Origin of the sequence: Synechococcus sp. B60.1, from assembly GCF_047462555.1 — a bacterium.
In the GTDB taxonomy this organism is placed as follows: Bacteria; Cyanobacteriota; Cyanobacteriia; order Thermostichales; family Thermostichaceae; genus Thermostichus.
Genome location: NZ_JANSJN010000028.1, coordinates 1 through 26,193 on the forward strand (window position 1 = coordinate 1; position 26,193 = coordinate 26,193).

The window sequence follows — 26,193 nt, forward strand, 5'->3', positions numbered from 1 at the left end:
ATTGCCCAGACCTCTGAGGGGGATCACTGGAATGGACAGCGGTTGAACCGGGTCAGAGACCACTACTCCCGGTTGAGAGCGGCTCTGCAACGCAAAGCCAGTCAGGGCACACGCAGCACTCGGCGCAGGTGTCGGGAGCTGCTGCAGCGGCTGTCTGGTCGGGAGAGACGCTTTCAAGCCTGGGTGAATCACTGCATCGCCACTCGCGTCAGCGGGACGGAGTCCTTAGCGATTGTTGCTAGGGCCAAAGCTACCTGCAGCCTCATTGCCTTGGAGGACTGGACTGGGATGAGAGAACGTACCAACCAACAGCCGCGCAGCAAGACGGAGCGGCGGCGGTCAAACAGTGAGGCCTACGGCCCGCTAGCGCGAGGGGCGTTCTCCCAGTGGAGACAGTTTGTGCACTACAAGGCAGCAAGAGCGGGGGTGGAGGTGGTGGTAGTACCGCCTGCCTACACTTGGCAAACTTGTCACCGGTGTTTGTGGCTTGGGCAACGGGAAGGGAAGCATTTTCGCTGTGTCAACCTGGCTTGTGGCTGGGAAGGGGATGCAGATTTGAACGTTGCTAACGGGATTGCCCTTTTGGGGGCCGCTGTAAACCGGCCTGGAAGTCCGTGGTTGGCTTGCCAACTGCAGGGCTACCCTTCGCGTCAGCGGCGCGTAGCGCTTAAGCCCGCTCGTACCGCTTAGCGGTCGGGGCCGGGTAGTTTACCCTACAATCAAGCTAGAGCAGACCTTTTCCGCTTAGCAAGCCATGCAAACCCTGGATCGGCCCAACGCGCCCTCTCAGCAGCCCTACCCAGAACCAGTCTACCCCCGTCGTCCTACCCGCACCGTAGCCGTAGGCAACGTGTTGATCGGTAGCCAGCACCCGGTGGTGGTGCAATCCATGATCAACGAAGACACCCTTGACATCGAGGCAGCGGTGGCGGCCATCCGTCGTCTGCACGAGGCAGGTTCGGAGATCGTGCGGGTTACCGTTCCCAGCATGGCCCATGCCAAGGCGATGGAGGCGATTCGGGACAAGCTGATCCAAACCTACAGGCCGGTGCCGCTGGTGGCCGATGTACACCACAACGGCATCAAGATCGCCCTGGAGGTTGCCCAGTACGTGGACAAGGTGCGCATCAACCCGGGGCTGTTCGTCCTAGAAAAGCCGCAGCCCGGTCGCACCGAGTACACCCAAGCCGAACTGGAGGCCATCCGCAACAAGATCCGCGAAACCTTCACCCCCCTGGTGCAGACCCTCAAAGCCCAGAACAAAGCCCTGCGCATCGGTGTCAACCACGGATCCCTGGCGGAGCGCATGCTCTTCATCTATGGAGATACTCCCGAGGGCATGGTGGAGTCGGCCCTAGAATATGCCGAGATTTGCGCCGAGCAAGACTTCCACAACGTGGTTCTCTCCTTCAAAGCTTCCCGTCCGCAGGTGATGTTGGCTGCTTACCGGCTGGCCGCCCGCCGCTTCGATGCCTTGGGCCTGAACTACCCCTTCCACTTGGGGGTGACCGAGGCCGGCGATGGAGAATATGGCCGCATCAAATCGGCAGTGGGGATCGGGACGCTTCTGGCCGAGGGGATCGGTGACACCATTCGGGTTTCCCTAACCGAAGCGCCGGAAAAAGAGATCCCGGTGGCCTACGGCATCTTGCAGGCCCTCAACCTGCGCAAGACCATGGTGGAATATGTGGCCTGCCCCTCCTGTGGCCGCACCCTGTTTAACTTGGAGGAAGTACTGCAGAAAGTGCGGGCTGCAACCCAGCACTTGGTGGGCCTCGACATTGCCGTCATGGGCTGCATTGTCAACGGGCCGGGGGAGATGGCTGACGCCGACTACGGCTATGTGGGGAAAACCCCCGGCTACATCTCCCTCTACCGCGGCAAGGAGGAGGTAAAGAAGGTGCCGGAGTCGGAGGGCGTCCAGGCGCTGATTGAGCTCATCAAAGCCGATGGGCGGTGGGTGGATCCTCCAGAAGGAAGCCCAAGTAAGTGACACACTCCTGACCCTCGTGCTAGCGCATGGGGAATAGACCTCTCACTTCAACGGGGTCTTGTAGTCTCTCCACGAGCAGACACGGGATGTCCTACCGCGCGGTTGTACCAGATTCCGGCAACGCCGCTTTGTATAACCACGACTGGTGTAACACATCCTTGCGGGGGTGGCTGTATCCCGACGCTAACCTTGCAGGTACAGTGCGGAGCTTATCCACCCCTGTACCCCCACTAGCTAAAACAAAAGAGAGGGCAGCAGCCCACCAGCAAGTCTCTTTGCCTGCTAGTCTAAAAAGACGGGTTGAACAGCTCCGAGTATGACCAGCACTCTCCCTACTCGCTCGTTTAATACCAGCCGCTCCAAGCAGATCTTTGCACGGGCGCAGCAGCTTATGCCGGGGGGCGTTAGCTCTCCGGTGCGCGCCTTTAAGTCGGTGGGCGGGGATCCCGTCGTGTTTGACCGCGTCTCAGGAGCCTACGCCTGGGATGTGGACGGCAACCAGTACATCGACTACATCGGCAGTTGGGGGCCGGCGATTGTCGGCCACGCCCATCCCGAGGTGATCGAGGCTCTGCACCGAGCTTTGGAGAAAGGCACCAGCTTTGGCGCCCCTTGCGTTTTGGAAAACGAGCTGGCCGAGCGGGTGATCGAGGCGGTGCCCAGCGTGGAGATGGTACGCTTTGTTAACTCCGGCACCGAAGCTTGCATGGCGGCGCTGCGCCTGATGCGGGCCTACACGGGGCGGGAAAAGGTGATCAAGTTCGAGGGCTGCTACCACGGCCATGCGGACATGTTTTTGGTCAAGGCCGGCTCAGGGGTGGCCACGCTGGGCCTGCCGGATTCGCCGGGGGTACCTAAGGCCGCTACCAGTGCCACGCTGACCGCCCCCTACAACGATCTAGAGGCAGTCAAGGCTCTGTTTGAGCAGCATCCCGACTCCATTGCGGGCGTGATCCTAGAGCCGGTGGTGGGCAATGCCGGCTTCATTCCGCCGCAGCCGGGCTTTTTGGAGGGTTTGCGGGAGCTGACGCAGAAGTATGGCGCCCTGCTGGTGTTTGACGAGGTGATGACCGGCTTTCGCATCAGCTACGGCGGTGTGCAGGCCAAGTTTGGTGTCATCCCCGATTTAACCACCCTGGGCAAGGTAATCGGCGGCGGCCTGCCGGTGGGGGCCTACGGCGGTCGGCGGGAGATTATGGAAATGGTGGCGCCGGCGGGGCCGATGTACCAGGCGGGCACCCTCTCCGGCAACCCCCTGGCCATGACGGCCGGGATCCACACCCTCGATATTTTGCGTCGCCCCGGTACCTATGAGTATCTGGAGCGGATTACCGAGAAGCTGGCCACGGGGCTGCTGCAGATTGCGCAAGAGACCGGGCACGAGATGTGTGGGGGCCATTTGCCCGGCATGTTCGGCTTCTTCTTCACGGCTGGCCCAGTGCGCAACTACGAGGAGGCCAAGCGCTCGGACTTGCAAAAGTTTGCCCGCTTCCACCGCGGCATGCTGGAGCGGGGGGTGTATCTGGCGCCCTCGCAATTCGAGGCCGGCTTCACTTCCTTGGCCCACACCGAAGCCGATGTGGAGAGAACCCTCGAGGCGGCGCGAGAGGTGCTGCGCACGCTCTAGGGTTTCTTCTCCCCTCTCCCCTTGGGAGAGGGGTTGGGGGTGAGGGTGATCTGCACTGGGATCATGGCCGAGCACATCCACCGCAACTGGCGCATCACCACCCAAACCACCGACAAGGGGTTCATTTTTTGCTGTCAGCGGCTACGTCAGGATGGCTCGGTGGAGTTTGCCGCCCCAGCCTACGGCTACTTCCACAATGAGGCCGAGGCAATTTTGGCCGGCATGGTCTGGATCGACCGGCAGCAACTGCCGGATCACCTGGATGGCCTGCTCTTCGACAACGAGGAGCCAGAAAGTTAGCTCAGGGCTTTTTCCCCCACCAACTGTTCCCAGCCCAAGCCTTTGAGGGCGGCGTTGCGCCGCAGTGGGCGGGTGACCAGCTCCAGCAGCGCCTGGGTGTTGCCGAAGCCGTGGATCTGGGCAAAGGTAAACTCCACCGACCACTTGGTGGTGACGCCGCGGGCTTCGAGGGGGTTGGCGTGGGCCATGCCCGTGATTACCAGATCCGGCTGCAGGGCTTTGATGCGCTGCAGTTGGTTGTAGTTATCCGGCTTCTCGACAATGGTGGGCTTGGGCACCCCCATCTCCTCGCAGGTGCGCTCCAGGAGGGCCAGCTCGGCGGCCTGGTAGCGCTTGTCGAGGTAAGGGATCCCGATTTCCTGCACCGTCATACCGCAGCGCACCAGGAAGCGGGCCAGGGAGATCTCCAGCAGGTTATCCCCCATGAAGAAGACGCTCTTGCCCCGCAGCAGGCCCAGGTACTCCTGAACCTGGGGGTGACGCCACACTTGCCCTTCCCGCTCTGCCAGGCCTTGAGTCGGGATCCCCAGCTCGCCGGCGATGGCCTCGATCCAGGCGCGGGTGCCATCCGGCCCGATGGGAAAAGGAGCGGTGATGAGCTTGGCCTTTTTGCGGCGCACCAGCGTGGTGGCGGTGCGGCTGAGGAAAGGATTTACCCCCACCACATAGGTGCCCGGCTCGATGGCCGGCAGCTCCTCGTAGCGCTTGGCCGGCAGCCAGCCGGAGACGCGGATCCCGTGCTTTTTCAGCTCCAGGGTGAGTTGGGTTACCACCGGATCCGGCACGGAGCCGAAGATCACCAAGGGGGGATGTTTGGGGAAGCCTTCTTCCTCTTTCTTTTTGCCGGGGCGCAGCCCGTAGAAAAGAGCCTGCAGGCCACCCCGCGTCTCCCGCTCTTCTTCCTGCACCTGCTCCGGGCAGCGCTGGGCCATAGAGGCCAAAACCGTGTCTTCCCCCTGGGTAAAGGCGTAGTCGAGGCCATTGGCCCGCGCCACCACAATCGGGATCCCGATCTCCCCTTCCAGCTTCTGGGCTAGGCCCTCTAGATCCATCTTGATGATCTCGGTGGTGCAGGTGCCGATCCAGACGATGACGCTGGGATTGCGATCCCGCTGGATTTGCAGGCACAGCCGCTTCAGCTCCTCGTAGTCGTTGAGCTTGGCGCTGATGTCCCCCTCTTCCAGCTCGGCCATGGCATAGCGCGGCTCGGCAAAGATCATCACCCCCATGGCATTTTGCAAAAAGTAGCCACAGGTTTTGGTGCCGATCACCAAAAAGAAGCTGTCTTCAATTTTGGGGTAGAGCCAAGCCACGCAACTAATCGGGCAGAAGGTGTGGTAGTTGCCGGTCTCGCATTGAAAGTGGAGGGTATTGGAAGCATCCACAGCAGCAGTCATCGTCGGCTCCTAGAAAAGGGTTTGTCAAGCTAGGGGGCGACCAATTGGGGCACGCCCACCAATTTCTCGCTCAGATCCCAGAGCAGCTTGGCCTTGGCCGCATCCCCCGCCTCGTCCGAGACTTCTTGGTTAAAGGGCTTGGCATTTTTCCGTTGCCGGTTGCCCCAGCTCCAGTAGAATCCCGACTGGCGAAACTCCGGATCCGCCACCACCTGGGCCACCCGCTCGCCGGCCAGCTCTTGGGAGACGTAGCCGCCGGTGATGTTTTTCTGAAACCAGGGGAACAGCTTTTGGAAGAGGGGATAGTGATGGCGGAAGAGGGCCGTTTCCGCCACACAGCCCGGGTAGAGGGAGAGAAACGTGATGCCGGTGCTCTCGTGGAAGCGGCGGTGCAGCTCCCGCATGGTGAGGATGTTGCAAACTTTGCTGTCTTTGTAGGCTTTGACGGGATCGAACTTGCCGCCATCGGCCATGCTGATCGGTTCCTTGAAGCCCTGGGCAAAGCCCCGCAGATCCCCCAGGTGGGGTTGGGGTGGGATCTTGCCCCCCAGCTCCTTGGGGTTGTGGGTAACCGTGCCTAGGATCACCAGCCGCCGATCCGGATAGGTGGAGCGCTTCAGATCCTCCAGCATCAGGTGGCAGAGCAGGAAGTGCCCCAGATGGTTGGTGGCCATGGTCAGCTCATAGCCCTCCGGGCTGCGCAAGGGCTGCTTAAGCAAGGGCATGTAGATGGCGGCGTTGCACACCAGGGCATCCAGAGAGCGGCCCGACTGGCGAAATTGTTCGACAAATTGCCGCACACTGGCCAAGCTGGCCAGATCGATCGGCATCAGGGTGTAGCTGCCCTGCGGGATCCCCACCTGCTGAGCCATCCGCTGGCCTTTGTCCAGATCCCGACAGGCCATCACCACGTGCCAGCCCCGCTTGGCCAAAGCCAAAGCCGCGTACAGGCCAACGCCCGAAGAGGCTCCAGTAATCACCACGGTGGGTTGCACTTGTGCTTGCATATCCAACTCCTCTGCCATGTCCTCAAGATGGATCTCCTGCACAATCCATCTTGGGGCGGAAAGCGGGCCAGACAACGAATTGATAAGGTTTGCGACGGTTTTCCGAAACAATTGCTTCACTTTTAGACACACCGGCAAGCTGGCAGGTTTGGGATCCCTTACACCAGCGCCGGCTCCCGTGCCGGGGCGTTGTAAAAGTCCGACAGCAGGGCAAACAGCTCCCGATCCTCAGCAGGCCGGGGCACGATCCCTTCCGGGCGGGCCAGCAGCTCGTCGGCGATGTTCAGGTAGTACTGGCAGACGGGCTCCAGGCTGGGATCCGTCTCTGCCATCTCGAAGAGGGTTTTGCCCTTGACCCGCGAAATGCGAATGTCCTCGACCAGTGGCAGCACCTCGAGCACAGGCATGGGCACTGCCGAGACGTATTGGTCGATGAGATCCCGCTTGCTGGTGCGGTTGCCGATTAGGCCGGCCAGGCGCAGCTTGCGGGTTTTGGCTTTTTCTCGCACCGAGGCGGCAATGCGATTGGCGGCAAACAGGGCGTCAAAGCCGTTGTCAGTAACGATCACACAGTAGTCGGCGTAGTTGAGGGGGGCAGCAAAGCCGCCGCACACCACGTCCCCCAGCACGTCGAAGAGGATGACGTCGTACTCGTCAAAGGCGTTCAGCTCCTTCAGGAGTTTGACGGTTTCTCCCACCACATAGCCGCCACAGCCGGCCCCTGCCGGCGGCCCTCCCGCCTCGACGCAATCTACGCCGCCGTAGCCGCGGTAGATCACATCCTCGGGGTAGATGTCTTCGTAGTGGTAGCCCTTGGCTTCCAGGGTATCGATGATCGTGGGGATGAGAAAACCAGTCAGGGTGAAGGTGCTGTCGTGCTTGGGGTCACAGCCAATTTGCAACACCTTCTTGCCCCGCCGGGCCAAGGCCACCGAGAGGTTGCAACTGGTGGTGGACTTGCCGATCCCACCCTTCCCGTAAACTGCCAACTTCACAGCACGTTCCTCCACAAGCCTGACAAGGGCCATTATCGGCAGCTAACCCACTCCCTGAGAAGTGTTGAGAAGAATTAAGGCAAGCCTAAAACAAGTTAAAGCAATTTCTTAAATCGCCAGACGGACAAATCCTCGCCCAAAAGATTCTTCGAGCCGATTTTTGGCTTTTTTCCAGCTTTTGTTTTTTGTTTTTTCGTAAAAGCAGATCAAAAACAAATCATTCATCTCTCCCTGGCTTTGACAAGCGCTGCTCCCATCAACTCGCTGGAGACTGCCGGCGGGATCCCTTTTCCCGGTCTGAGGGAGAGTCTCAAGAATGGTCTCAATGGCCAGAGGAGACGCGGAATCCCCAACTTCAAAAGGGATCTCAGGGATCGAAGGCAAAGGCAATCTGCACGGCCCCTGTAGAATCCACCTCAACCCTGCGCAGGAATTCCCGCAGGTAGGCGCGGCGCTCGCTCTCGCTGAGGTCTTGCCAGAAGGGCAGGATGGAGAGAGTTTGGGCGATCTGGAGGAAGTTGGCGGGAGGGAGCTGTTCCAGCTTTTGGGCCAAACGGGCCGTTTCCGCCCGCAGTTGGTAGCAGCGCTGGGCCAGGGAGGGCTCATCCATCAGTCCAGATTGCTGCAGCGCCTCCAGTTGCCGCAGCCGCTCGCTGTTGGCCTGGATCTGGGCTTGGAGCTGTTGGCGGGTTTGGTCCAGGGCCTGCCGATCCAGGTTTTGGGCACGGTGGGGGAGCTGCTCGCAGACCTGGCGGATCACCTCCTGCAGGACTTGGGCGTAGTGGAGGCTGTAGCGACAGGTTTGGCAACGCAGGTAGAGGTAGGAGGAGCCGTTCCTCTTGGCCTTGCCGGGGGTGGTTTGCACAATGCGCAGAAGGCTGCTACAGGTACGGCAATGGACGAGGCCAGCCAGAGCGCGGGGGGCGCTGGCGCTGCGGCGTGGGATCCTTTGGTTGCGTTTGAGCCAGCGATCGATCTGGGCGGCCTCGGTGCGGCTGAGGAGGGCGGGGTGGGTATCGCGCAGAACGGTGCCGTCGGCATAGGCCAGATCCCCGCGATAGACGGGGTTGAGCAGCCAGTTGCGCCCCGTGGCCACCGAAATGCGCTTGTGGTGTTTTTCTTCCAAAAAGCGCACCGCTTGGCGCAGGGATCCATAGAGAAGAAAGTGCTGGAAAAAATCCTGAACAACAGGGGCCTGGCGGCGATCCAGCACGTAGCGCTCCCCTTCGCGGCGATAGCCAAAGGGAGCCGGGCCGGGGGGAGGCTTGCCCGCCAGACGGTTGCGGGCTTGGCTGTGGCAGAGGCGGCGGCTTTGCAATTGATGGGGGATCTCGGCCAGCAGCGGGATCCAGTCGGCAGCCTCGCTGGGGGTGTGTAGGCCGGATTGGGTCACCAGGCTCAGTTGGATCCCCGCCTGTTGGATCTGCAACAGCCGTTGGTGGACTTCCTCCGCTCGATCCCCCAGATCCGCCAGGCGCACCAGCAGCACCTGCTGCACCGATCCGGCGGCGATGCCCTGCAACAGCTCTTCCAGGTGGGCGCGGGATCCCCAGTCGTGCCAGATGGGAGCGGCCCCGTGTGCTTTCAACCAGACCAGCTCCTGGTCTGGCCAAGGGGCATGGGCAGGCGTGTAGAGGTAGCCACAAATGCTCATGGACAAGCAACCTGTCACCGCCGCTGCACCATCACCCGACACCCCTCCTAGCCAGGGATCCCAGGTAGGCTAAGGGAGAGACAGACCGGCAACCCTTGGCTGCCGACCGCTCTCCGCAAGATGGCTTTACTCCACCGCTGCAGTCGCGTATTCCAGCTCCTCTTCCGACACCTCCAGCGGCGCCTCTTCGGCTTGTCCTTGCTTAGCAGCCCGCAGTTGCTCGCGGTACTTGGCCGCCATTTCTTCTGCTTTTTCGTAAACCAACTTGGGATCCCGCAGCATGTCGCCGGGATTGGGCTCCAGTTGCTTGGTGGACAGCGAGATCCGACCCCGTTCTGCGTCTAGGTCGATGATCATCACCTTCACTTCGTCGTTGACGTTGAAGACGCTGTGGGGCGTGTCAACATGTTCGTGGGAGATCTCGGAAATGTGCAGCAAGCCGGAGACGCCGCCAATGTCTATGAAGGCACCGTAAGGCTTGATGCCACGCACTGTGCCGACCACTACCTCGCCCACCTCCAGCTTGTTCATCTTCCGCTCCACCAGAGCGCGGCGATGGCTCAACACCAAGCGGTTGCGGTCTTCGTCCACCTCCAAAAACTTCAGGGGCAGCTCTTCGCCCACCAGCTCTTCCTTGGGCTTGCGGCTGCTGATGTGGGATCCGGGGATAAAGCCGCGCAATCCCTCAATGCGCACCAGGGCGCCTCCGCGGTTGGTAGCAAAAATGGTTGCCCGCACCGTGGCGTCTTCTTTCTGTAGCTGCCGCACCCGCTCCCAGGCCCGCATGTACTCGATGCGGCGAATGGAGAGGGTCAGTTGCCCCTCTTCATTTTCTTCGGTGAGGATGAAAAACTCGCGGGTCTCTCCCGGCTGCAGCACCTCGTGCGGGTCTTCTACCCGGCTGATGGACATCTCCTGCAGAGGCAGGAAAGCAGCCGTCTTGGCCCCGATATCGATCAACGCGCCGCGCGGCTCCACCGAAAATACCGTGCCGGCCACAATTTCGCCGGGGCTGAAGTGATAGTCGTACTTGTCCAGTAGGGCAGCAAAGTCCTCGGTGGTAAAACCTACATCGGCAGCAGCGGTGAATCGACTCATAGGGGTGTAACAGCAGTTGGCGCGAATTAGAAGAGCAGTTGAACTTGGTAATGAACGGCTCCCATACTCGCTCACCCTCCCGGGCGGGACAGGCAATAGCTTGGGAAATACTATCGTAGCTTAAGAGGGCGACTTTTGTGGCAAACTTCCTGGCGATCCTGCCAAGCTAGAGGGAGATGGCCAGAGTTGGGAGAGGGGCGGTTGCATTTTATCGACCAGGCGGAAATTGAAGTGCAGGCGGGGAACGGCGGAGATGGCATTGTTGCCTTTCGCCGCGAAAAGTACGTGCCCGCCGGCGGGCCTTCGGGGGGCAATGGAGGACGGGGCGGCTCGGTGATCTTGGTGGCGGATCCCGGCTTGCAGACCTTGTTGGACTTTCGCTTCCAGCCGCTGATCAAAGCCGAACACGGGGCCAAGGGAGGACCCAACCACTGCAGCGGGGCCAGTGGTGCGGATCGGCTGGTGCGGGTGCCCTGCGGCACGATGGTGTTCAACGCAGAGACCGGCGAGCTGCTGGGGGATCTGGTGCAGCCCGGGGATCGGCTGCTGGTGGCTCGGGGCGGGAAGGGCGGCCTGGGCAATGCCCATTTTCTCAGCAACCACAATCGGGCTCCTCGCCAATTTACCAGGGGCCAACCGGGAGAGCGGCGACGCCTGCGCCTGGAGTTGAAGCTCATTGCCGAGGTGGGGATCGTCGGTATGCCCAATGCGGGCAAATCCACCCTGATCTCGGTGGTCTCGTCCGCCCGGCCCAAGATCGCCGATTACCCCTTCACCACCCTGCAGCCCAATTTGGGAGTGGTGCCTCATCCCTCCGGGGATGGGGTGGTGTTTGCTGACATTCCCGGACTGATCGAGGGGGCGCACCTAGGGGTGGGTCTGGGCCATGACTTTTTGCGCCATGTGGAGCGCACGCGGGTGCTGATCCACCTGGTGGACGGTACGACGGCGGATCCCGTCAGGGATTACCAAATCATTCAGCAGGAGCTGCGCGCCTACGGCCACGGGCTTAGCGACAAGCCGCAGATTGTGGTTTTGAACAAGATCGATGCCCTTGAGCCCCAGGAGGTGGCCGAGCGCACCCAGCAGCTGTCAATGGCTGCCGGTGCCCCGGTATCAGCCATCTCGGCGGTTGCCAGGCAGGGGCTGGAGCCCTTGTTGCAGCGGGTGTGGCAGTGCCTGGGCCGGGATCCGGATCCCCATCAACCTGCGGCGGCCAGCAAAATCCAGCCGGTCCAGGGGCAGAAGAATCTTAGAATAGGAGTGCCCCTGCCTTCCCAAAACTCAGAGATGAGCGGCTATGTATATCTCGGCGGAGGATCTGCCCCCCGACTTGCGCCAGATCAAGTTGGCCATTGAGCAGGCGGCCCAGGCGAGGGCAGGAGCTTGCTTGGAGCTGTTGATGCTCCTGCGGTTGTTGGAGGATCTGCACCGCACGATTTTGGAGGGGGCCTTCCGAGAGTCTTTGCCCAACACCCGCCAAGAGCTCTATCGGGTGCTTCAGGATTTGGAGGAAGCAGGTGACTGGCCCTATTTGCCTCGTCTGCATATTCAAGCGCTGATGCAACAGCTAAAAGATTGGCCGGAAGCGCAGGGATCCCTGCCGGTGCCGCCTACCCCTCGTTCTGGGGGAGTGGCGGAAGTGGTGGAAAGCCCCAGCCGCTCTGAGTCTTGAGGTTTTGCTTTTTTCTCCCGAATGGCCGAGTATTTTAAGCTCCATCCGCAGCATCCCCAGGCCCGCTCCATCCAACGGATTGCAGCCGCTCTGCGGAAAGGGGCGGTCATGCTCTACCCCACTGATACGGTCTATGCCATTGGCTGCGATGTCACCCACAAGCAGGCGGTGGAGCGGGTAAGGCGTCTCAAGCGGCTTTCCAACGACAAGCCCCTCACCTTTTTGTGCCCTTCGCTTTCCCAAATTGCCCAGTATGCCCAGGTGAGCGATCCCGCCTATCGACTGATGCGGCGGCTGATCCCAGGCCCGTTTACGTTTCTGCTGCCGGCCACCAAGCTGGTGCCCAAGCTAGTCATGGATCCCAAGCGGAAAACCACTGGCATCCGCGTGCCCGATTCGGCCATCTGTCAGGCGCTGTTGGCCGAGTTAGGCAACCCCATCGTCTCCACCTCGGCCAAGCTGGGCGGGGATCCCGTCGGCTCTTTGGAGGTGGGTTTTGACTCTGTTGGGGATTGGGAAGAGGGGGGAATCTTTACCGCCGAGGAAATGCGACAGTTGGAGAAACAGGTGGATCTGGTGCTGGATGACGAGGCTCCCTATCGGGCCCAGGTCTCGACGGTCATCGATCTCACGGGGCCGGAGCCCCTGTTGGTGCGGGCAGGCCTGGGGTACGAGCAGGTGGCAGAGCTCAGGCGGGTGGAAGAGCTGACTGGCTGAGGGCCGGGAGCCCCCTTGCCCTACTTGGCTGCCACCAACTCCTAAAATAGGGTCGTGCTGCTGCGGTAAGCCCATGCCTGAAGCTTTGGCTGAGCAAAAATCGGCCCTGTTGCGCCTGCTGGAGACGACCGACCGGGGCCGACGTGTCTTGCCCGGCCAAAAAAGCCAGATCTTGTCTCACATTGCCGCCCTGGAAGCCCTCAACCCCACCCCTTGCCCAACGGCTGCCGCAGAACGGCTGGAGGGAAATTGGCTGAACCTGTTTACCACCAGCACAGACTTGTTGCGGTTGGCCAATTTGCCCCTTTTGACCACCGGTGAGATCTATCAGTGCATTCGGGCCCAAGCGGGCCAAGTCTTTAACGTGGCGGAGATCCAGGGATCCGGCTGGCTGCAGGCTTGGCTGCCGCGGGGAGTTTTGGCGGTGGCAGCCCGCTTCTACCCGGAGTCGGAACGCCGGGTCAAGGTGATTTTCGAGCGGCTGCTGCTCGGATCCCAGGCGTTGATGAGCTACGAGATCGAGAGTTTTCTCTATCTGCTCGAACGGGATCCCGAACGGATCCCGGCGGTGAAGATCGACGTTCGCCGCCGCGAGCCAACAGGCTGGCTGGAGATTACCTATTTGGATGAGGATCTGCGGATTGGCCGTGGCAGCGAAGGGAGTGTTTTTGTCTTGCGGCGGGTGGGCCGAGGCTGCGGCTAGCCAGAGGTGCCAGAGGGTTCGGCGGCGGCGATTTCAGAAAGAGGGGTCTTGGAGGTTAGACCAGAGCCTATCTCCCAGAGGGTCTGCAGGGCGCGGTAGGCCTCTTGCAAAGTCCGCAACTCCTGTTGGGATTGCTCCAGTTGCCGGGCCCATTGCTCCTGTTGGAAGCGCAGCTTTTGGTTTTCGGATTTTGTGCGATGCAGGAGGCGCTTAAGTTTTTGCTGCTGCTGCTGGAGTTGGGCCCGCTCGGCTTCCGACTGCTGCAGTTGGATCCCTTGGCGTTCCAGTTCTATCCTCAGGGCGGTGACTTGGGATTGAAGCTGGCGCAGCTTGTGGCGCAGCGCTTGCTCTCGCTCGGGCTTGAGTTGGGGGGAAGGGGATGAGGTTTGGAGGTTTTGCAGGTGCTGTTGCAACTGTTGCACCTGCTCCTGGAGAACCCGACACTGCTGCTGCTCGCTGCGCAGTTGTGCCTGGACACGCTCGCAGATCTGGATTTCGGCTTTCACCTGCTGCTTAATTCGGTCGAGAATCTTTTGGTGGCGGAGCTGGGTTTGGCGGATCTCCTGCGCTAATTGCCAAAGGCGCGGATCCCCCGCGGGCCTGCCACCGTGGTCGGCGGGATCGAAGGGAGACACGGCCTCCAACAGGGATTTTCGGAAATCGGCCCAGGAAGGGGATTGCAAGGCCATCTGGGTTACCCACCAAACTCCGTAGGCGGATCCGAGCCCGACCAACAAGCCAGGGATCCCGGCCAAGGACAGGGAAACCTTGGGCAGCGTGGGCAAAATCTGATCCAACAGCCCCGCCACCACCGCGCAAACCAGGAGCCCACTCCCTGCAGCGGCGACGCCTGAGATCCAAGAGGAGCGGGAGGACATCATCGTTTTTGTTTATCAGAACCACCAGAGCGGGAGAACCAGGGCAAAGGTCAGGTTCAAAAATCACCTGTCTGCATCTCAGTTTATCCCGCCGGCAACCTCTGTCTCTCTTAAGGCACTTGCCAAGCCCGTTGGTGGTAATTCTCTAACTGAGCCCAGGGATCCGCAGCCGCTGCGGGGGCATGGCCGTGGTTGTGGTGATGGTGATGGGATCCCTGCCCATGGGAATGATGGTCATGATGATGGTGGTGGTGATGGGATCCCTGCGCGTGAGGGTGATCCTGATGGTCATTGTGATGAGTATGCCCCACTCCCAGCTCTGCGCTCACCGCCAGGCGAAACTTGCAGAGGTGGCAGTTCATTGGGGTTTGGCCCTGGAGGGCTTCTTGCTCCAGTTGCTGCAGGCTGTGCAGCACCGTATCCACAAGACCCAACTCCGGCAGCATCAGCCACTCGATCTGGGGGTATTGGCGTCGCCGCTCTTGCACCGCCGCCTCGATTTTTTTCACCAGCACCCCTGTGAAGAGAAAATAGGGCAGCACGATCACCCGGCGCGGCTGCCAGGACAAGGCCCGCTCCAAACCCACCGGCAGGCGGGGGTGGGTGATGCCGATAAAGCAGGTCTCTACGGCGGCCAACCCCGACCCTTCCCAGAGCAGCCGGGCCAGCTTACAGGCTTCGGCGTTGGCTTCGGGATCGCTGGAGCCGCGACCGACAAACAGCAACACCGTTTCCGCCCCTGGGATCTGCCGCGGTTGGGCAGCCAGCAAAGCGGCCAAGCGGTCTCGCAGCAGTTGCAAGATCTCGATGCGGATCCCCAGCGGCCCCCCGTAGTGGATGCGCAACTGCGGGTGGAGGGCCTGCAGGCGATCCAACTCCACGGTCACGTCGAACTTGTTGTGGCGCGCTCCAAACAACAACAGCGGCAGGGCCACGATCTCCTGCCACCCTTGAGCCAAGCATTGTTCCACCCCCTGGGCGATGCTCGGCTGCGCCAGCTCCAAAAAACAAGGGATCACCGGCCGCTGGGGGGTGAGGGATTGGTACGCTTGGGCCAACTCCAGAAAGGCTTGCTGCCCCTCCGGGTCGCGGGATCCATGGCCGATGAGCAAGAGGGGCAATGGAGGAGAAGGAAACTGCCCAACCGCAAGGGGAGGGGAAACAGGGAGGGTATTCAACACAAAAAACTCCGTTCCTTGTGAATCGCAAGGGGTACAGGACAAGGGCAGGTGGGTGTTCTGGCTGAGGGAGGGATCCCATCACAGTTGCGTCACAGTGGCGGATTTGCACCGCGCTTTCCCCAATCTGCCCGAGCCTCTTAGGTTAGCTTGCCGCTTGTCCTTCACCAAGCCCCCCTGGGGGGATAACCCCGGCCCCCTGCCTTGATCCCTAGCTCCCCTCTCCCTGAGGGAGAGGGGCTGGGGGTGAGGGCCGAAAATGCCGCAGCCGCAGGGCATTAGTCACTACAGAAACAGAGCTCAAGGCCATGGCCGCCCCCGCCAGCATGGGGTTGAGCAACCAGCCGGTGAAGGGGTAGAGCGCCCCGGCGGCAATCGGGATCCCGAGGGTGTTGTAGATAAAGGCGAAGAAGAGATTTTGGCGGATGTTGGCAAGGGTGGCGCGGCTGAGTTGAATGGCGGTGACCACGCCCCGCAAATCGCCGGCTATTAGGGTAATGTCGCTGGCGGCTATGGCCACATCGGTGCCCGTCCCGATGGCGATCCCCACATCGGCTTCTGCCAGGGCCGGCGCATCGTTGATGCCATCTCCAACCATCGCTACCGGGTGTCGGGGCCGTCTGAGCTGGCGAATGTAGGCTGCCTTTTGCTCGGGACGGACTTGGGCGATCACCCGGCGAATGCCTGCCTGCCGAGCAATGGCCTGGGCGGTGGTGGGGTTATCCCCGGTCAGCAGAATCACCTCCAGGCCCATCTCCTGCAGCTGGCGCACCGCGGCGGGGGAGGTGGGTTTGATCGGGTCGGCAATGGCCAACAGCCCCACCAGACGATGGGATTGCGCCACGCCGATCACCGTTTTGCCCTGGCTTTCCCAGGTCTGAACCCGCTCCGACCAAGAGGGATCCCACGGGATCCCCATCGCCTGCAGCCAGCTCAGCCGACCGATGCGCACCTGCTGCCCCTCCACCCAGGCTTCTGCCCCCTCGCCCACTTTTGCCTGAAAGTGCTGGGCCGACGGGATTGAGATGCCTTCGGCTTTGGCTTTTTGCACCACCGCCTGGGCCAGCGGATGTTCCGAGTATTGTTCCACTGCTGCTGCCAGGCGCAACAGGGCTAGGGGAGAAGAGCCTGGCGTCCAGATATCGGTGACGCTGGGACGGCCCTCGGTGAGGGTGCCGGTTTTGTCCAAGACCACCGTGCGCAAGCGGTGGGCCAATTCCAGGCTATCGGCGCTTTTTACCAGGATCCCCAATTCCGCCCCCCGCCCCGTCGCCACCATGATCGAGGTGGGGGTGGCCAACCCCAGCGCACAAGGGCAGGCGATGATCAGCACCCCAATGGTGTTCACTAAGGCCAGCGTTGGATTGCCCGCCAGCCCCCACCAGAGGACAAAAGTTAGAATGGCTACCCCGATCACCGCCGGCACAAACCAGGAGGTCACCCGATCCGCCACTTGCTGAATGGGGGCCTTGGATCCCTGGGCCTCCTGCACCAGGCGCACGATCTGGGCCAGAAGCGTATCTTTGCCCACCCGCCGCGCTTCCATCACAAAGCTGCCCGTCTGGTTGAGGGTGGCCCCGATCACCTCATCTCCTGCCGACTTACTCACCGGCAGGCTCTCGCCAGTCACCATCGACTCGTCCAGGCTGGAGGATCCCTCTAGAATGACCCCATCCACCGGCACCTTCTCACCAGGGCGCACCCGGATCCGATCCCCCACCTGCACCGCCGCAATCGGGATATCCTGCTCCACCCCATCGCGGATGACCCTTGCCGTTTTCGGCTGCAACCCCATCAGCTTGCGAATGGCTTCGGAGGTTTGCCCTTTGGCCCGCTGCTCCATCCACTTGCCCACCAGCACCAGGGTGACGACCACCGCCGCCACTTCGTAATACACATCCGGGTGCAGGCCCTGGCGATGAAAGAAGTCGGGGAAAGTCGTCGCCAAAAGGGAGTAGAAAAAAGCAGCGCTCGTTCCCAAAGCTACCAAGGTATTCATGTCCGCCGAGCGCCGTTGCCAAGCCGCCCAGGCGCCACGATAAAAGTGCTGGCCCACCCAAAACTGCACCGGCGCCGTCAGCAGCAACTGCAACCACGGATCCTGCAGCCAGGGGGGCAGGCCGGGGATCTCCCGTCCCAGCATCATCGGCAGGGATCCGATCAGCAGCACCGTGCTGAGGCCCACTCCTATCGCCACCTTCAGCTTCAATTCCCGTTCCGCCACCCATTGGGCGATCCGTTCTGTGTCGTCCGGATCCGACTGTTGCCAATCGTCTTCGACCAAGCACGCCCGATACCCCGCCTGCTCCACCACCCGGATCAACGCTTGGGGATTCACCAGCCGGGGATCCCCACGGACGATGGCCTGCTCGCTGGCAAAGTTGACCGTTTGGGCTGTAACGCCCCGCACGCGACTCAGGGCCTGTTCAATGCCGGCAGCGCAGGAGGCACAGCTCATACCCTGGATGGCCAAGCGCCAAGTGCCGCCAGCAGATGAAGCGGACAGGCCGGGGGCAGCGGAATGGGAACCAGAATCAGACATGGCTGTCCTCAGAGCAAAAATTAAGAAAGGAAGAAAAAGCGACGCAAAAGGGCCCTTCCCCCCACAAGGGGAAAACCCCACCTCTGAACTCTGTCCTGCTAACGCTGCCGGGCAGGGAAAAATCGCTAGGCCGGCGGATAGCCCACTTGGGCAAGCACCTGCCGCCAGTCGCTGTCGGCTCGCTCAGACGTAATCCGCACCTGCTTGGTCTTGGGATCCGCTTCCACGTGGGCCTGGGGATCCCGTTGCCGCACCGCCTGCGTGATGGTATCTACACAAGCCGCGCAGGCCAGCTTGGGCACCGTCAAAACAACTTGCATCCTGGGAAGCCTCCCCAACCCAATGCCACCTGCTTGATGCTAAACCTTCCAGTGGGCTGGAAGGTCAAGAGGGTGGCTGAGGTTCCTCTATGTTCCAGCGGTAATCCACCTGATAGCCCCGCTGTCGCCACTCCTCCTCCAGTTGCAACTGTTGGGTCAGGGCTTTGCGCAAAGAGTTGATCAGCTCTTGCGTGCGGGCTCGATTGCCAAAATCCTGTTCCTCCACAGTCGGAAACGTTTGCCGCTCCAGAACCCGCAGCAGAAATTCGTAGTGGACGTGTGCTGGCACAGGAATACGTTTCATCGATCTAAGCCATTCTTGGGATCCATTGACAATCCTGGGTTTACTGGGGTGACAACAGGGAGCGGACGGCTTGGCCGGGATCCGGCTGCGTTACCAGCGCTTCCCCCACCAGCACGGCGCGCACCCCCCAGCTCCGCAACTGCTGGAGATCGGCAGGAGAGTGAATGCCGGATTCGCTGACCACCGGCAGATCGCCCAGGCGATCCCGGTGGGCGGCCAAGAGATCCCGCGTCGTGTTCAAGTCCACCGCAAAGGTTTTGAGATCCCGATTGTTGATGCCGATCAACACCTGACCTTTGGCCTGGTGCAGTTGCGGCAAGCCCAAAACCCGCTGTAACTCTTGGCAAGTGTGCACCTCCAACAGAGCTGCCATGCCCAATTGCTGGATCAGCTTGAGAAAATAGCCCAAATCCGCATCCGAGAGAATGGCAGCAATCAACAGCACCGCATCCGCCCCCAGAGTACGCGCCCAGAGAATTTGGTAAGGGTAGAGGATGAACTCCTTGCACAGGATGGGGATCCCGACTGCCTGGCGGATCTGGCGCAGATACTCGCCGCTGCCCTGAAAAAACCGCTCATCCGTGAGCACCGACAGGCAACTGGCTCCCGCCGCCTCGTAGCTTTGGGCAATGGCCACCGGATCAAAGGGATCGCGGAGAACCCCACGGCTGGGGGAGGCTTTTTTTACCTCGGCAATCAGAGAAACCGGATGAGGAGATTGGGTGAGGGCCGCCACAAAATCCCGCACCGGCGGCGCTTGATCCAGTTGCTGCTGCAATTGCTTTAGGGGGAGCTGCTCCCGCTGGCGCTCCACCTCCTGCTCTTTGTGCCAGATGATCTCCTCTAAAATGTGGCGCGGTTTGGCTTCCGGCGCTGTTGTCTGGTACACCTGAGAGGCCACGACGACCGGCGGGGCAGGAGAACGCCGACGAACGGCCAGCGGCTCACCTTGCAGCTCCATACCACCCCTGAGCAGAACTCTACACCTCACCCTAGACTACTCTAGTGCTCTGCGGTCGGTTTGAATAGCTACTCCGCATATCCCCAAACCGCCTCTGGCAAAGGTGTTTTTTTTACCCTATGGTTGAGTTTGGGACTGAGCAGCCGCAGATGCTGGTTACACTGACAGTTCAGTAGGGAGCCGGCTGAGGCGCTGCTTGATACGAGACAAGGTGCTGCTCAGGACGAGATGGATCGAGATAGATCCAAGTCAACCTCGGTCAATTGAGAGGCTTGACGCAGGTTTTCGCGCCCTGGGGTGCCTTGCTGCAGCAGCCGTTTCGTCTCCCCATCTTGCCCAACTGTGGACAAAGGCTCGGCTGAGGCAGAGTTTGGGATATCGCTGTCCATGCTGTTTTGAAGGAGTTCGGGCGTGCTGTACCTAGCAGAGCTATCCAAGCCAATTGGGTTTGCTAAGTCGTCTCTGCAATTGCTGGCCAAGCAGCAGCAGGACAACACCTGGGTGCCTGTGAACGAAGAATCGATTACTCTAGAGGGCCGCATCGCCCAGGAGGCCGGGCGCTTCAAGGATGGGGCCCTGGTGCTGGCAGAAATCACCGGCAGCCGTCAGGTCACCCGCATCAACGAAGCCGCTCGCCAACTGGTGACCTACCTGCAAAACTTCAGCCAACTTCAGCTCAAAGCCCGCAGCCAGGAAGAGGAGATCGAGGTTTGGAAACAATCCCTCACCTTTCAGGCGCATGAGCTCACCCGCCGTGAGATGGAGCTGGCAGCCCAAGAAGAAGAAGTGCGGCGGCTGTACGAGCAATACAAGGGCGTGGAGGAAGAGCGCAAGCTTCTAGACAGCCTCAAAGAGGAGTTGGCAACCCAGCAGGCCTACCTGGCCGAGCAGCAGCGTCTAATCGGAGAACAACGAGAAGCCCTGAACCGGCAACGGCAGGAACTGGAAGCTCAGTTGCAAGAGGCCCGCTCCAGCCGGCTGGGGGAAACAGAAGCAGCCCAGCTCCAGGTTTTGCTGCAAGAAGTTCAGGAGAGTTTACATTTCTCTGCGAATCCCTTGGCTCTTCTCCAGAGTTTAAAAAGCCAGGTTCAGCAGCAGCAGGAGCACTTCAATCAAGAGATTGCCCAACTGGAACAAGAACGTCAGCAGGCCCACGCCCAACAGGAGGAGCTGGATCGAGACTACCGTACCTGGCGGGAGCGCTGCGCCGCCTGGTGGGGATCCCAACGATCCCTGGAGCAGAGCCAAGCCGAATGGCATGCCCGGCAGGGATCCCTGCGAGCCTATCAGGAGCAACTGCAGAGGATCCTCCAGCAGTTGCAGTCCCAAGAGAGCTTGTTCCAAAAAGCCTATCGTCTGGTGCAGGAGTACGACTTCATCGTCGATGGCAGTAGCAACAGCGGGTCAGGTGCCTCAGGGTCTGCGATCTCAGTGGAGGAGCTGGCGGCCTTGGTGAGCCAGATGCGTCGAGATTATGAGCAGCGGGCGGCCCAAGTCAGCCAACAGCGGGCCGAGCTGGAGCAAAACCGGCAGACCTTGCGGGAGCTGCAAGAGCGGCTGGCCACCGCCTCTCCCGAAGAGCGGTTTGACATCGAGATGGATATCGACTACGCCCAGTCTGCCTGTAGCGCCCTGGAAGAGGCCCTGGCGCCCCAGGAGAAAAACCTGCAGCGGGAATACGAAGAGCTGACCCGCCAGGAAGCCCGCCTTAGGCAGCTTCAAAATCAGGCTGCCGCCCCAGTTCAGGTGGATATCGGGCCGATCCTCGAGCAGATCGGCAGCCAGAAGCAGGAGCTGCTCCAGGAAAAAAGCCGTCTGCAAACCCTCATTCAACAACTGGAGGCGTCTTTGCCTTCTCAACAGGAGCAGCTTGCCCGCCAGCGGCAAGAGTTGGAGCAGCAGTGGCAACAACTGGAGCAAGAGGAGGGATCCCTGCGGGCCCGCACCCAGGCGATGGCAGAAACCTGGGGCCGCCTCAACCATCTCCAGGCCACCCTCTACCCCGAGCGAGATCGCTGGGCGGAGTTGGCACAACAACTGGCTCAGTTGGAGGCGGAGCTGGGTCAACATCAAGACAGGGGCTCCGTGGCCAGTGCCCATGTCCAGCAGGTGCAATCCCTCCTGGCCGCTCTCACCCAGCGGTAAAGAGCGTGTCCTGTCCTCTTCCTGGGGCAGGTGGGCAGTGCTCCCCTACTGCTTTGAACAGGCGCTCGCCAGCCTCAACCAAAGAGAGCAAATCTGGTAAAATTCGATAGCCCCTTGTAGATAGTGGGATCCCAACTTCTCGAGGCAAAGAAGCAGCGGAGATCCCCGCATTTTGCTTGTCAGGAGTGTTCCAGTGTGAGGTCAGCTCGTGCGAATTGCAGTTGATGCGATGGGAGGTGACTACGCTCCCGAAGAGATCATCAAGGGCGCCCTGCTGGCCCATCGGTATCTTCAGGTGGGGATTGCGCTGGTCGGTCGTCCAGACGCTCTCGAGCCTTTTCTGCCCCGGCCACTGCCGCCTGGGATCACTGTCGTGCCTGCTGAGGACGAAGTGGGCATGGCGGAAGAGCCCCTGGCGGTGCGCAGAAAGCCGCAGGCCTCTATCAACGTCTCCATGCAACAGGTGCGCACCAAGCAGGCAGATGCAGTGGTGGCTGCTGGCAACACTGGGGCTGCGATGGCCGCTGCCTACCTCAACTTAGGCCGATTGGCGGGGATCGACCGCCCGGCCATTGGCGCTCTTTTGCCCACTTTGAAGGGCAAGCCGGTGTTGCTTTTGGATGTGGGAGCCAACGTGGACTGCCGGCCCCGCTTCTTGGAACAATTTGCCCGCATGGGATCCCTCTACTGCCAGTGCGTGCTGGGGATTGAGAAGCCGCGGGTGGGCCTGCTCAACATTGGCGAGGAACCCAACAAGGGCAACGACCTGGCCCTGGCCACCCATCAGCGCCTGAGACAGTTGCCGGGGATCCACTTTGCCGGCAACGCCGAGGGGCGGGATGTGTTGACGGGGGACTTTGATGTGGTGGTGTGCGACGGCTTTGTGGGCAACGCCCTGCTCAAGTTTGCGGAGAGCGTTGGCCAGGTGATCACCCAGGTGCTGCGGGAGGAGTTGCCCCGCGGCTGGCGTGGTAAACTGGGCTGCTGGCTGCTCCGGCCCAACCTGAAGCAGGTGAAGCGGCGCATGGACTATGTAGAATATGGTGGCGCCTTGTTGCTGGGGGTGAACGGCATCTGCGTCATTACCCACGGCAGCTCTAAGGCGGCGATGGTCTACCATGCCATTCGCCTGGCCAAAGAGGCGGCGGAGCAGAAGATCCTACAGCGGCTGCAAGCGGAAATGACTGACTCCCCCCCATCCAAGTCCAATCCCGGAGAGAATGCCCGTCCTCTGGCCTCGGCCTCTAACCCCAGTCCAGAAGCCCTGCCGGTAGGATCCTTGGAGCGGGCCGAAGGATAGTGTCCATGCCCAGCAATGGCCTCCCGACCGTGCGCCTGGTAGGGGTGGGAGCTGCCCTGCCGGCTCCCTGCCTGAGCAACGACGACCTCAGCCAGATTGTGGAGACTTCCGACGAGTGGATCTGGCCCCGCACCGGCATTCGCCAACGGCGCATCCTGCCCCCCGACCTCAGCCTGGTGGATTTGGCGGTTCAAGCGGCAAAGGCCGCCCTGGCACAGTCCGGGATCCCACCCCAGGAGCTGGATCTGATCCTCCTGGCCACCTCCACCGGCGTCGATCGCTTCGGCTCGGCTCCGCGGGTACAGGCAGCGCTGGGGGCGACACGGGCGGTGGCTTTTGACCTGACAGCGGCCTGTACGGGGTTTGTGTTTGCCGTGGCCACGGCAGCCCAGTTTCTCCAAACCGGGCTGTACCGGCGGGCACTGGTGGTGGCGGCGGACGTGCTCTCTCGCACAGTGGACTGGACGGATCGCACCACCTGCGTCCTGTTTGGGGACGGCGCGGGGGCGGTGGTGCTGGAAGCCGCAAGAGAGGGGGACAGCGGCATCCTCAGCATCGAGCTGCGCAGCGATGGCAGCGGCAGCGAGCTACTCAGCCTGGCTATGGCCACCGAGACCAAGACCCTGGCGGGATCCCTGCAGGTGGGGCAATACCGCTGCTGCCCCATCGCTATGAATGGCCGCGAGGTGTACAAGTTTGCCGTCCAGGCGGTGCCGGAGATTGTCGAGAAGGCTCTCTTTCGGGCCGGGATCCCCGCAGCAGCCGTGCAAGGCTACTTCATCCACCAGGCCAACCAGCGCATCCTCGATGCTGTGGCCAAGCGCTTGCAGTTGGATCCCCAGCGGGTGGCCAGCGTCCTAGAACAGTACGGCAACACCTCCGGCGCTTCGGTACCGATTGCCTTGGCCACCTGGATCGCGCAGGGGCGCTTTGGCGCTGGCGATCTGGGGGTGATGGCAGGCTTTGGCGCCGGCCTCACCTGGGGAGCGATTGTCTTTCGTTGGGGGAAATGAGTTGATGACCGTTGCCTGGATCTATCCCGGCCAGGGATCCCAAGCCGTGGGCATGGGAAAGGACTTACAGGATTGGCCGGGGGCGGCCCAGAAGTTGGCTTTGGCCCGCGAGAGGCTGGGATGGGATCCCTTGGCGCTCTCGGAAGAGCAGATCCATCAGACCAGCTACACGCAGCCGGCTTTATTCACCGTATCAGCCCTGCTGACGGACTATCTCTACGCTCAGGGTCAGGCTCCTGCCTGTACAGCCGGCCACAGCTTGGGAGAATATAGCGCCCTCTACGCTGCCGGGGTATTTGATTTTGAGACTGGCCTGCGGCTGGTGGCGCTGCGGGGCCAGTTGATGGAAGCTGCAGGGGATCCCCCCGGCAGCATGGCGGCGGTGATTGGCTTTGATCGCGACAAGCTGGAGCACCTGTGCCAGATGACGTCCGACGTGGTCATTGCCAACGACAACAGCCCGGATCAGGTGGTGATCAGCGGCTCGGTCGAGGGGGTGCAGGCTGTCTGTGAGCAGTTGCAGGCTAAGCGCACCGTTCCCCTCAAAGTCAGCGGCGCCTTTCACTCGCCCTTGATGCAGGCGGCGGCGGAAACCTTTGCCCACACCTTGCGCGAGGTTGACTTTCAGGCTCCGCGAGTGCCGGTCTACAGCAATTGCACGGCTGCCGCCAGCCGAGATCCCCAAGTTCTCAAGCAGGCGCTGCTGTCCCAGATGACTGCTCCAGTCCGCTGGCGAGAGACAGTGCTACAGATGGCTGCCGACGGTATCCAAGAGGTATGGGAAATTGGCCCTGGCAATGTGCTGACGGGCTTGGTGAGGCGAACGGCGCCTGCCCTGAGACGGTGCAACATCAACAGCCTCAAGATTAGCTAAGGGAGCCCGGCAGCCCTGGTGCTACAAGTTGCGTTGCTAGCTCCCCTCTCCCAAAGGAAGAAGAGCTGCGGGCAACGCAAGCCTCCCCAAACAGCAGTTAGGCCCCACTGCATAAGCAGCTGGGGTTTCCCCACCTGGGCAAGGCTTCCGTCTCTTCCTCTGCCCCAGGTGCTTCATGGATCCCGTGTGCCGAGCCTCTGCTCCCGTTATACAAGGTGATGGCTGTCTCGGTGCCCGAATCGTAGGCAACGATAGACTCATCCCTCAACTCCGACTGGGAGCCATGGGGTACCTCCACCTCTACGGGGAACGAAGCATACCACTGCCGCAAAGATGGTTTGTAGACAAGGGTTAGCGTGGTCGGTTTTCCCCAATCGTTGTCCCTGCTCCGCCTCTTTAGGGTAATGCCCAAGTCATTGAGGGTGACGGTGCCGTGCTTACCGTTACTGGTTACCTTTCATCCCGAAGAGCTGGGATATGTCCAGCCTGAATAGTGCCGACTGCGCAAGCGGGACGGAGTCCTTTGAGCGACGCAAGCGTTGTACAAGTAACAGTGCAGACGACGAGCATAGCCTTCTCCTGGCTTTTGTTGAGATAGAGTCGCAACATCTGCCGTCTGTTTACCCGTACAGTTTTACTCACCTTACGGTACTCAGTCAAGGCTAAAGTCAGTACAGTACTTCTTCTAAGCAGCACCTTCTATGACAAAACTCAGAAATCGAGCCGAGTTTTGAGGTAGCAATTTGGAGAACAACTGAGTAGGGTATACTGGGAAAAAGACAAGTTTTGGCACAATTCTAGGTGTATTGTTTGGTGCAGCCTTAGAAATAGTGAAACAGTATATCCAGCCTCAAGCTGGGGGTGCTACCCATCCTACCGTATAGACGGTGGGGAATTTTGCGCGTTTAGTTAAAGCGGCGAGGTATCCTGGTCTCCTGGTTTTGTTGGATTGTCAAGGGATCCCTGGCCGCCCGTTTGACCCAGAACCCCAGACTGACGGTCAAAACTGTTTCCTCTTGGGTGCAATGGCATGATCAACTTTTTGAGGACAGCCCCCAAACCGAGATCCTCTCTCCCGGTCAGAGCTTTGGGGCTGCAGTTCAAAAAGCAGCGGACTATTTGGAGGCCGGGATCCCCCGCGTTTGGATTGTGGATCCGCAGGCCAAGGGCATCACCGTCTTCTACCCCGATGCCCCGCCGCAGATATTTGCGGGATCCCAAGCCACCCAAGACGATTGCTTGCCGGGCTTGAAGGTTGTTCCCTAGAATGTGTTTGCCCGAGCGCGGATCCCTTAGTGGGCTTAGTGCAAATAGCGATAAAGCAGCCTGCTAGTTCGTCTCCAGGCCATTGACAAATGCTGAAGGGATCCCAAAACAAGATTTCCTGCTAAGGGCTAATCGTGAAGCGAAAGAGCTTCTCATCGGCCAGTTGGAGAACTTCCTGGCCTGCAGCCGCCAGTTGTTCCGGGGGCAAATTCCGGTATTGGGCGATAAACTCAGGCAAAACTTGAA

At 60.9% G+C, this 26,193-nt stretch carries 24 protein-coding genes and 1 riboswitch; of the genes, 13 read left to right on the forward strand and 11 right to left on the reverse strand.

Going from position 1 to position 26,193, the window contains the following annotated elements; genetic code table 11:
* The 4 genes from NW863_RS04815 to NW863_RS04830 form a co-directional block, all read left to right on the forward strand.
* Positions 1 to 690: zinc ribbon domain-containing protein (locus tag NW863_RS04815; protein WP_414364859.1), on the forward strand; the 690-nt coding region annotated here is incomplete at its 5' end.
* A gap of 64 nt (positions 691 to 754) precedes the next feature.
* Positions 755 to 1,993, forward strand: a complete 1,239-nt coding sequence (gene ispG, locus NW863_RS04820; RefSeq protein WP_414364860.1) for a (E)-4-hydroxy-3-methylbut-2-enyl-diphosphate synthase — start codon at positions 755 to 757, stop codon at positions 1,991 to 1,993.
* A gap of 316 nt (positions 1,994 to 2,309) precedes the next feature.
* A complete protein-coding gene (gene hemL, locus NW863_RS04825; protein WP_414364862.1) occupies positions 2,310 to 3,620 on the forward strand; it encodes a glutamate-1-semialdehyde 2,1-aminomutase in 1,311 nt (436 codons plus the stop codon).
* Positions 3,621 to 3,683: 63 nt separating this feature from the next.
* Positions 3,684 to 3,920, forward strand: a complete 237-nt coding sequence (locus NW863_RS04830) for a hypothetical protein (RefSeq protein WP_414333678.1) — start codon at positions 3,684 to 3,686, stop codon at positions 3,918 to 3,920.
* On the opposite strand, the gene NW863_RS04835 is transcribed toward NW863_RS04830, so the two are convergent.
* The 5 genes from NW863_RS04835 to NW863_RS04855 form a co-directional block, all read right to left on the reverse strand.
* Positions 3,917 to 5,317, reverse strand: a complete 1,401-nt coding sequence (locus tag NW863_RS04835) for a ferredoxin:protochlorophyllide reductase (ATP-dependent) subunit N (protein ID WP_414364863.1) — start codon at positions 5,315 to 5,317, stop codon at positions 3,917 to 3,919. The genes NW863_RS04830 and NW863_RS04835 overlap by 4 nt on opposite strands.
* A gap of 29 nt (positions 5,318 to 5,346) precedes the next feature.
* Positions 5,347 to 6,324 carry a protochlorophyllide reductase gene (locus NW863_RS04840; protein ID WP_414364891.1) on the reverse strand — a complete coding sequence of 326 codons (978 nt, stop codon included), beginning with the start codon at positions 6,322 to 6,324 and terminating at the stop codon, positions 5,347 to 5,349.
* A gap of 158 nt (positions 6,325 to 6,482) precedes the next feature.
* Positions 6,483 to 7,319 (reverse strand): ferredoxin:protochlorophyllide reductase (ATP-dependent) iron-sulfur ATP-binding protein, encoded by an 837-nt coding sequence (gene bchL, locus NW863_RS04845; protein WP_414333681.1) that lies wholly within the window; start codon positions 7,317 to 7,319, stop codon positions 6,483 to 6,485.
* A 367-nt stretch (positions 7,320 to 7,686) separates the two neighbouring features.
* The gene (locus NW863_RS04850; protein ID WP_414364865.1) at positions 7,687 to 8,973 is read right to left on the reverse strand and encodes a recombinase family protein; all 1,287 of its coding nucleotides are present in this window, start codon (positions 8,971 to 8,973) and stop codon (positions 7,687 to 7,689) included.
* A 126-nt stretch (positions 8,974 to 9,099) separates the two neighbouring features.
* On the reverse strand, positions 9,100 to 10,071 hold the full coding sequence (locus NW863_RS04855) for a 30S ribosomal protein S1 (RefSeq protein WP_414364867.1): 972 nt from the start codon (positions 10,069 to 10,071) through the stop codon (positions 9,100 to 9,102).
* 201 nt (positions 10,072 to 10,272) lie between these two features.
* Between NW863_RS04855 and obgE the strand changes: the two genes are divergently transcribed.
* The 4 genes from obgE to NW863_RS04875 all read left to right on the forward strand — a co-directional run bounded on the left by obgE (position 10,273) and on the right by NW863_RS04875 (position 13,166).
* Complete coding sequence (obgE, locus tag NW863_RS04860; RefSeq protein ID WP_414364869.1) at positions 10,273 to 11,430, forward strand: GTPase ObgE; 1,158 nt, start codon at positions 10,273 to 10,275, stop codon at positions 11,428 to 11,430.
* Positions 11,372 to 11,746, forward strand: coding sequence for a hypothetical protein (locus NW863_RS04865; protein ID WP_414364871.1), 375 nt, complete (start codon positions 11,372 to 11,374; stop codon positions 11,744 to 11,746). Before obgE ends, NW863_RS04865 begins: the two co-directional genes overlap by 59 nt.
* Before the next feature lie 21 nt (positions 11,747 to 11,767).
* The gene (locus tag NW863_RS04870; protein WP_414364873.1) at positions 11,768 to 12,463 is read left to right on the forward strand and encodes an L-threonylcarbamoyladenylate synthase; all 696 of its coding nucleotides are present in this window, start codon (positions 11,768 to 11,770) and stop codon (positions 12,461 to 12,463) included.
* 73 nt (positions 12,464 to 12,536) lie between these two features.
* Positions 12,537 to 13,166 (forward strand): PAP/fibrillin family protein, encoded by a 630-nt coding sequence (locus tag NW863_RS04875; RefSeq protein WP_414364874.1) that lies wholly within the window; start codon positions 12,537 to 12,539, stop codon positions 13,164 to 13,166.
* Here NW863_RS04875 and NW863_RS04880 read toward each other — a convergent pair.
* From NW863_RS04880 to trpC, 6 genes are all read right to left on the reverse strand, one after another.
* Positions 13,163 to 14,047 carry a hypothetical protein gene (locus NW863_RS04880; RefSeq protein ID WP_414364876.1) on the reverse strand — a complete coding sequence of 295 codons (885 nt, stop codon included), beginning with the start codon at positions 14,045 to 14,047 and terminating at the stop codon, positions 13,163 to 13,165. The genes NW863_RS04875 and NW863_RS04880 overlap by 4 nt on opposite strands.
* A 107-nt stretch (positions 14,048 to 14,154) precedes the next feature.
* Entirely contained in the window at positions 14,155 to 15,225 is a 1,071-nt protein-coding gene (locus NW863_RS04885) for a sirohydrochlorin chelatase (protein ID WP_414364878.1), read from the reverse strand.
* Positions 15,226 to 15,254: 29 nt separating this feature from the next.
* Positions 15,255 to 15,391: riboswitch (cobalamin riboswitch) on the reverse strand.
* A 42-nt stretch (positions 15,392 to 15,433) separates the two neighbouring features.
* Positions 15,434 to 17,764, reverse strand: coding sequence for a heavy metal translocating P-type ATPase (locus tag NW863_RS04890; RefSeq protein ID WP_414364879.1), 2,331 nt, complete (start codon positions 17,762 to 17,764; stop codon positions 15,434 to 15,436).
* A gap of 125 nt (positions 17,765 to 17,889) precedes the next feature.
* Positions 17,890 to 18,084 carry a heavy-metal-associated domain-containing protein gene (locus NW863_RS04895; RefSeq protein WP_414364881.1) on the reverse strand — a complete coding sequence of 65 codons (195 nt, stop codon included), beginning with the start codon at positions 18,082 to 18,084 and terminating at the stop codon, positions 17,890 to 17,892.
* A gap of 64 nt (positions 18,085 to 18,148) precedes the next feature.
* On the reverse strand, positions 18,149 to 18,388 hold the full coding sequence (locus NW863_RS04900; RefSeq protein ID WP_414335099.1) for a DUF5340 domain-containing protein: 240 nt from the start codon (positions 18,386 to 18,388) through the stop codon (positions 18,149 to 18,151).
* 40 nt (positions 18,389 to 18,428) lie between these two features.
* The gene (trpC, locus tag NW863_RS04905; protein ID WP_414337498.1) at positions 18,429 to 19,328 is read right to left on the reverse strand and encodes an indole-3-glycerol phosphate synthase TrpC; all 900 of its coding nucleotides are present in this window, start codon (positions 19,326 to 19,328) and stop codon (positions 18,429 to 18,431) included.
* 432 nt (positions 19,329 to 19,760) lie between these two features.
* Here trpC and hmpF point away from each other — a divergent pair, with 432 nt between their 5' ends.
* From hmpF to NW863_RS04930, 5 genes are all read left to right on the forward strand, one after another.
* Positions 19,761 to 21,494 (forward strand): pilus motility taxis protein HmpF, encoded by a 1,734-nt coding sequence (gene hmpF, locus NW863_RS04910; RefSeq protein WP_414364882.1) that lies wholly within the window; start codon positions 19,761 to 19,763, stop codon positions 21,492 to 21,494.
* Between the two features lie 208 nt (positions 21,495 to 21,702).
* The gene (gene plsX, locus NW863_RS04915) at positions 21,703 to 22,794 is read left to right on the forward strand and encodes a phosphate acyltransferase PlsX (RefSeq protein WP_414364884.1); all 1,092 of its coding nucleotides are present in this window, start codon (positions 21,703 to 21,705) and stop codon (positions 22,792 to 22,794) included.
* Positions 22,794 to 23,807 (forward strand): beta-ketoacyl-ACP synthase III, encoded by a 1,014-nt coding sequence (locus NW863_RS04920; protein WP_414364886.1) that lies wholly within the window; start codon positions 22,794 to 22,796, stop codon positions 23,805 to 23,807. Before plsX ends, NW863_RS04920 begins: the two co-directional genes overlap by 1 nt.
* Positions 23,808 to 23,811: 4 nt before the next feature.
* The gene (gene fabD, locus NW863_RS04925; protein ID WP_414364888.1) at positions 23,812 to 24,681 is read left to right on the forward strand and encodes an ACP S-malonyltransferase; all 870 of its coding nucleotides are present in this window, start codon (positions 23,812 to 23,814) and stop codon (positions 24,679 to 24,681) included.
* Positions 24,682 to 25,701: 1,020 nt separating this feature from the next.
* Positions 25,702 to 25,947 (forward strand): Uma2 family endonuclease, encoded by a 246-nt coding sequence (locus NW863_RS04930; protein ID WP_414364890.1) that lies wholly within the window; start codon positions 25,702 to 25,704, stop codon positions 25,945 to 25,947.
* The last annotated feature ends 246 nt before the right edge of the window (positions 25,948 to 26,193 follow it).

Bases quoted from the DNA above. Each gene is read 5' to 3' on its own strand.
- NW863_RS04865 (WP_414364871.1), top strand. From the start codon at position 11,372: ATGTATATCTCGGCGGAGGATCTGCCCCCCGACTTGCGCCAGATCAAG.
- NW863_RS04895 (WP_414364881.1), bottom strand. From the start codon at position 18,084: ATGCAAGTTGTTTTGACGGTGCCCAAGCTGGCCTGCGCGGCTTGTGTA.
- NW863_RS04890 (WP_414364879.1), bottom strand. From the start codon at position 17,764: ATGTCTGATTCTGGTTCCCATTCCGCTGCCCCCGGCCTGTCCGCTTCA.
- NW863_RS04855 (WP_414364867.1), bottom strand. From the start codon at position 10,071: ATGAGTCGATTCACCGCTGCTGCCGATGTAGGTTTTACCACCGAGGAC.
- NW863_RS04850 (WP_414364865.1), bottom strand. From the start codon at position 8,973: ATGAGCATTTGTGGCTACCTCTACACGCCTGCCCATGCCCCTTGGCCA.
- NW863_RS04870 (WP_414364873.1), top strand. From the start codon at position 11,768: ATGGCCGAGTATTTTAAGCTCCATCCGCAGCATCCCCAGGCCCGCTCC.
- NW863_RS04835 (WP_414364863.1), bottom strand. From the start codon at position 5,317: ATGACTGCTGCTGTGGATGCTTCCAATACCCTCCACTTTCAATGCGAG.
- NW863_RS04900 (WP_414335099.1), bottom strand. From the start codon at position 18,388: ATGAAACGTATTCCTGTGCCAGCACACGTCCACTACGAATTTCTGCTG.
- NW863_RS04830 (WP_414333678.1), top strand. From the start codon at position 3,684: ATGGCCGAGCACATCCACCGCAACTGGCGCATCACCACCCAAACCACC.
- NW863_RS04875 (WP_414364874.1), top strand. From the start codon at position 12,537: ATGCCTGAAGCTTTGGCTGAGCAAAAATCGGCCCTGTTGCGCCTGCTG.
- NW863_RS04880 (WP_414364876.1), bottom strand. From the start codon at position 14,047: ATGATGTCCTCCCGCTCCTCTTGGATCTCAGGCGTCGCCGCTGCAGGG.
- ispG (WP_414364860.1), top strand. From the start codon at position 755: ATGCAAACCCTGGATCGGCCCAACGCGCCCTCTCAGCAGCCCTACCCA.
- fabD (WP_414364888.1), top strand. From the start codon at position 23,812: ATGACCGTTGCCTGGATCTATCCCGGCCAGGGATCCCAAGCCGTGGGC.
- hemL (WP_414364862.1), top strand. From the start codon at position 2,310: ATGACCAGCACTCTCCCTACTCGCTCGTTTAATACCAGCCGCTCCAAG.
- NW863_RS04840 (WP_414364891.1), bottom strand. From the start codon at position 6,324: ATGCAAGCACAAGTGCAACCCACCGTGGTGATTACTGGAGCCTCTTCG.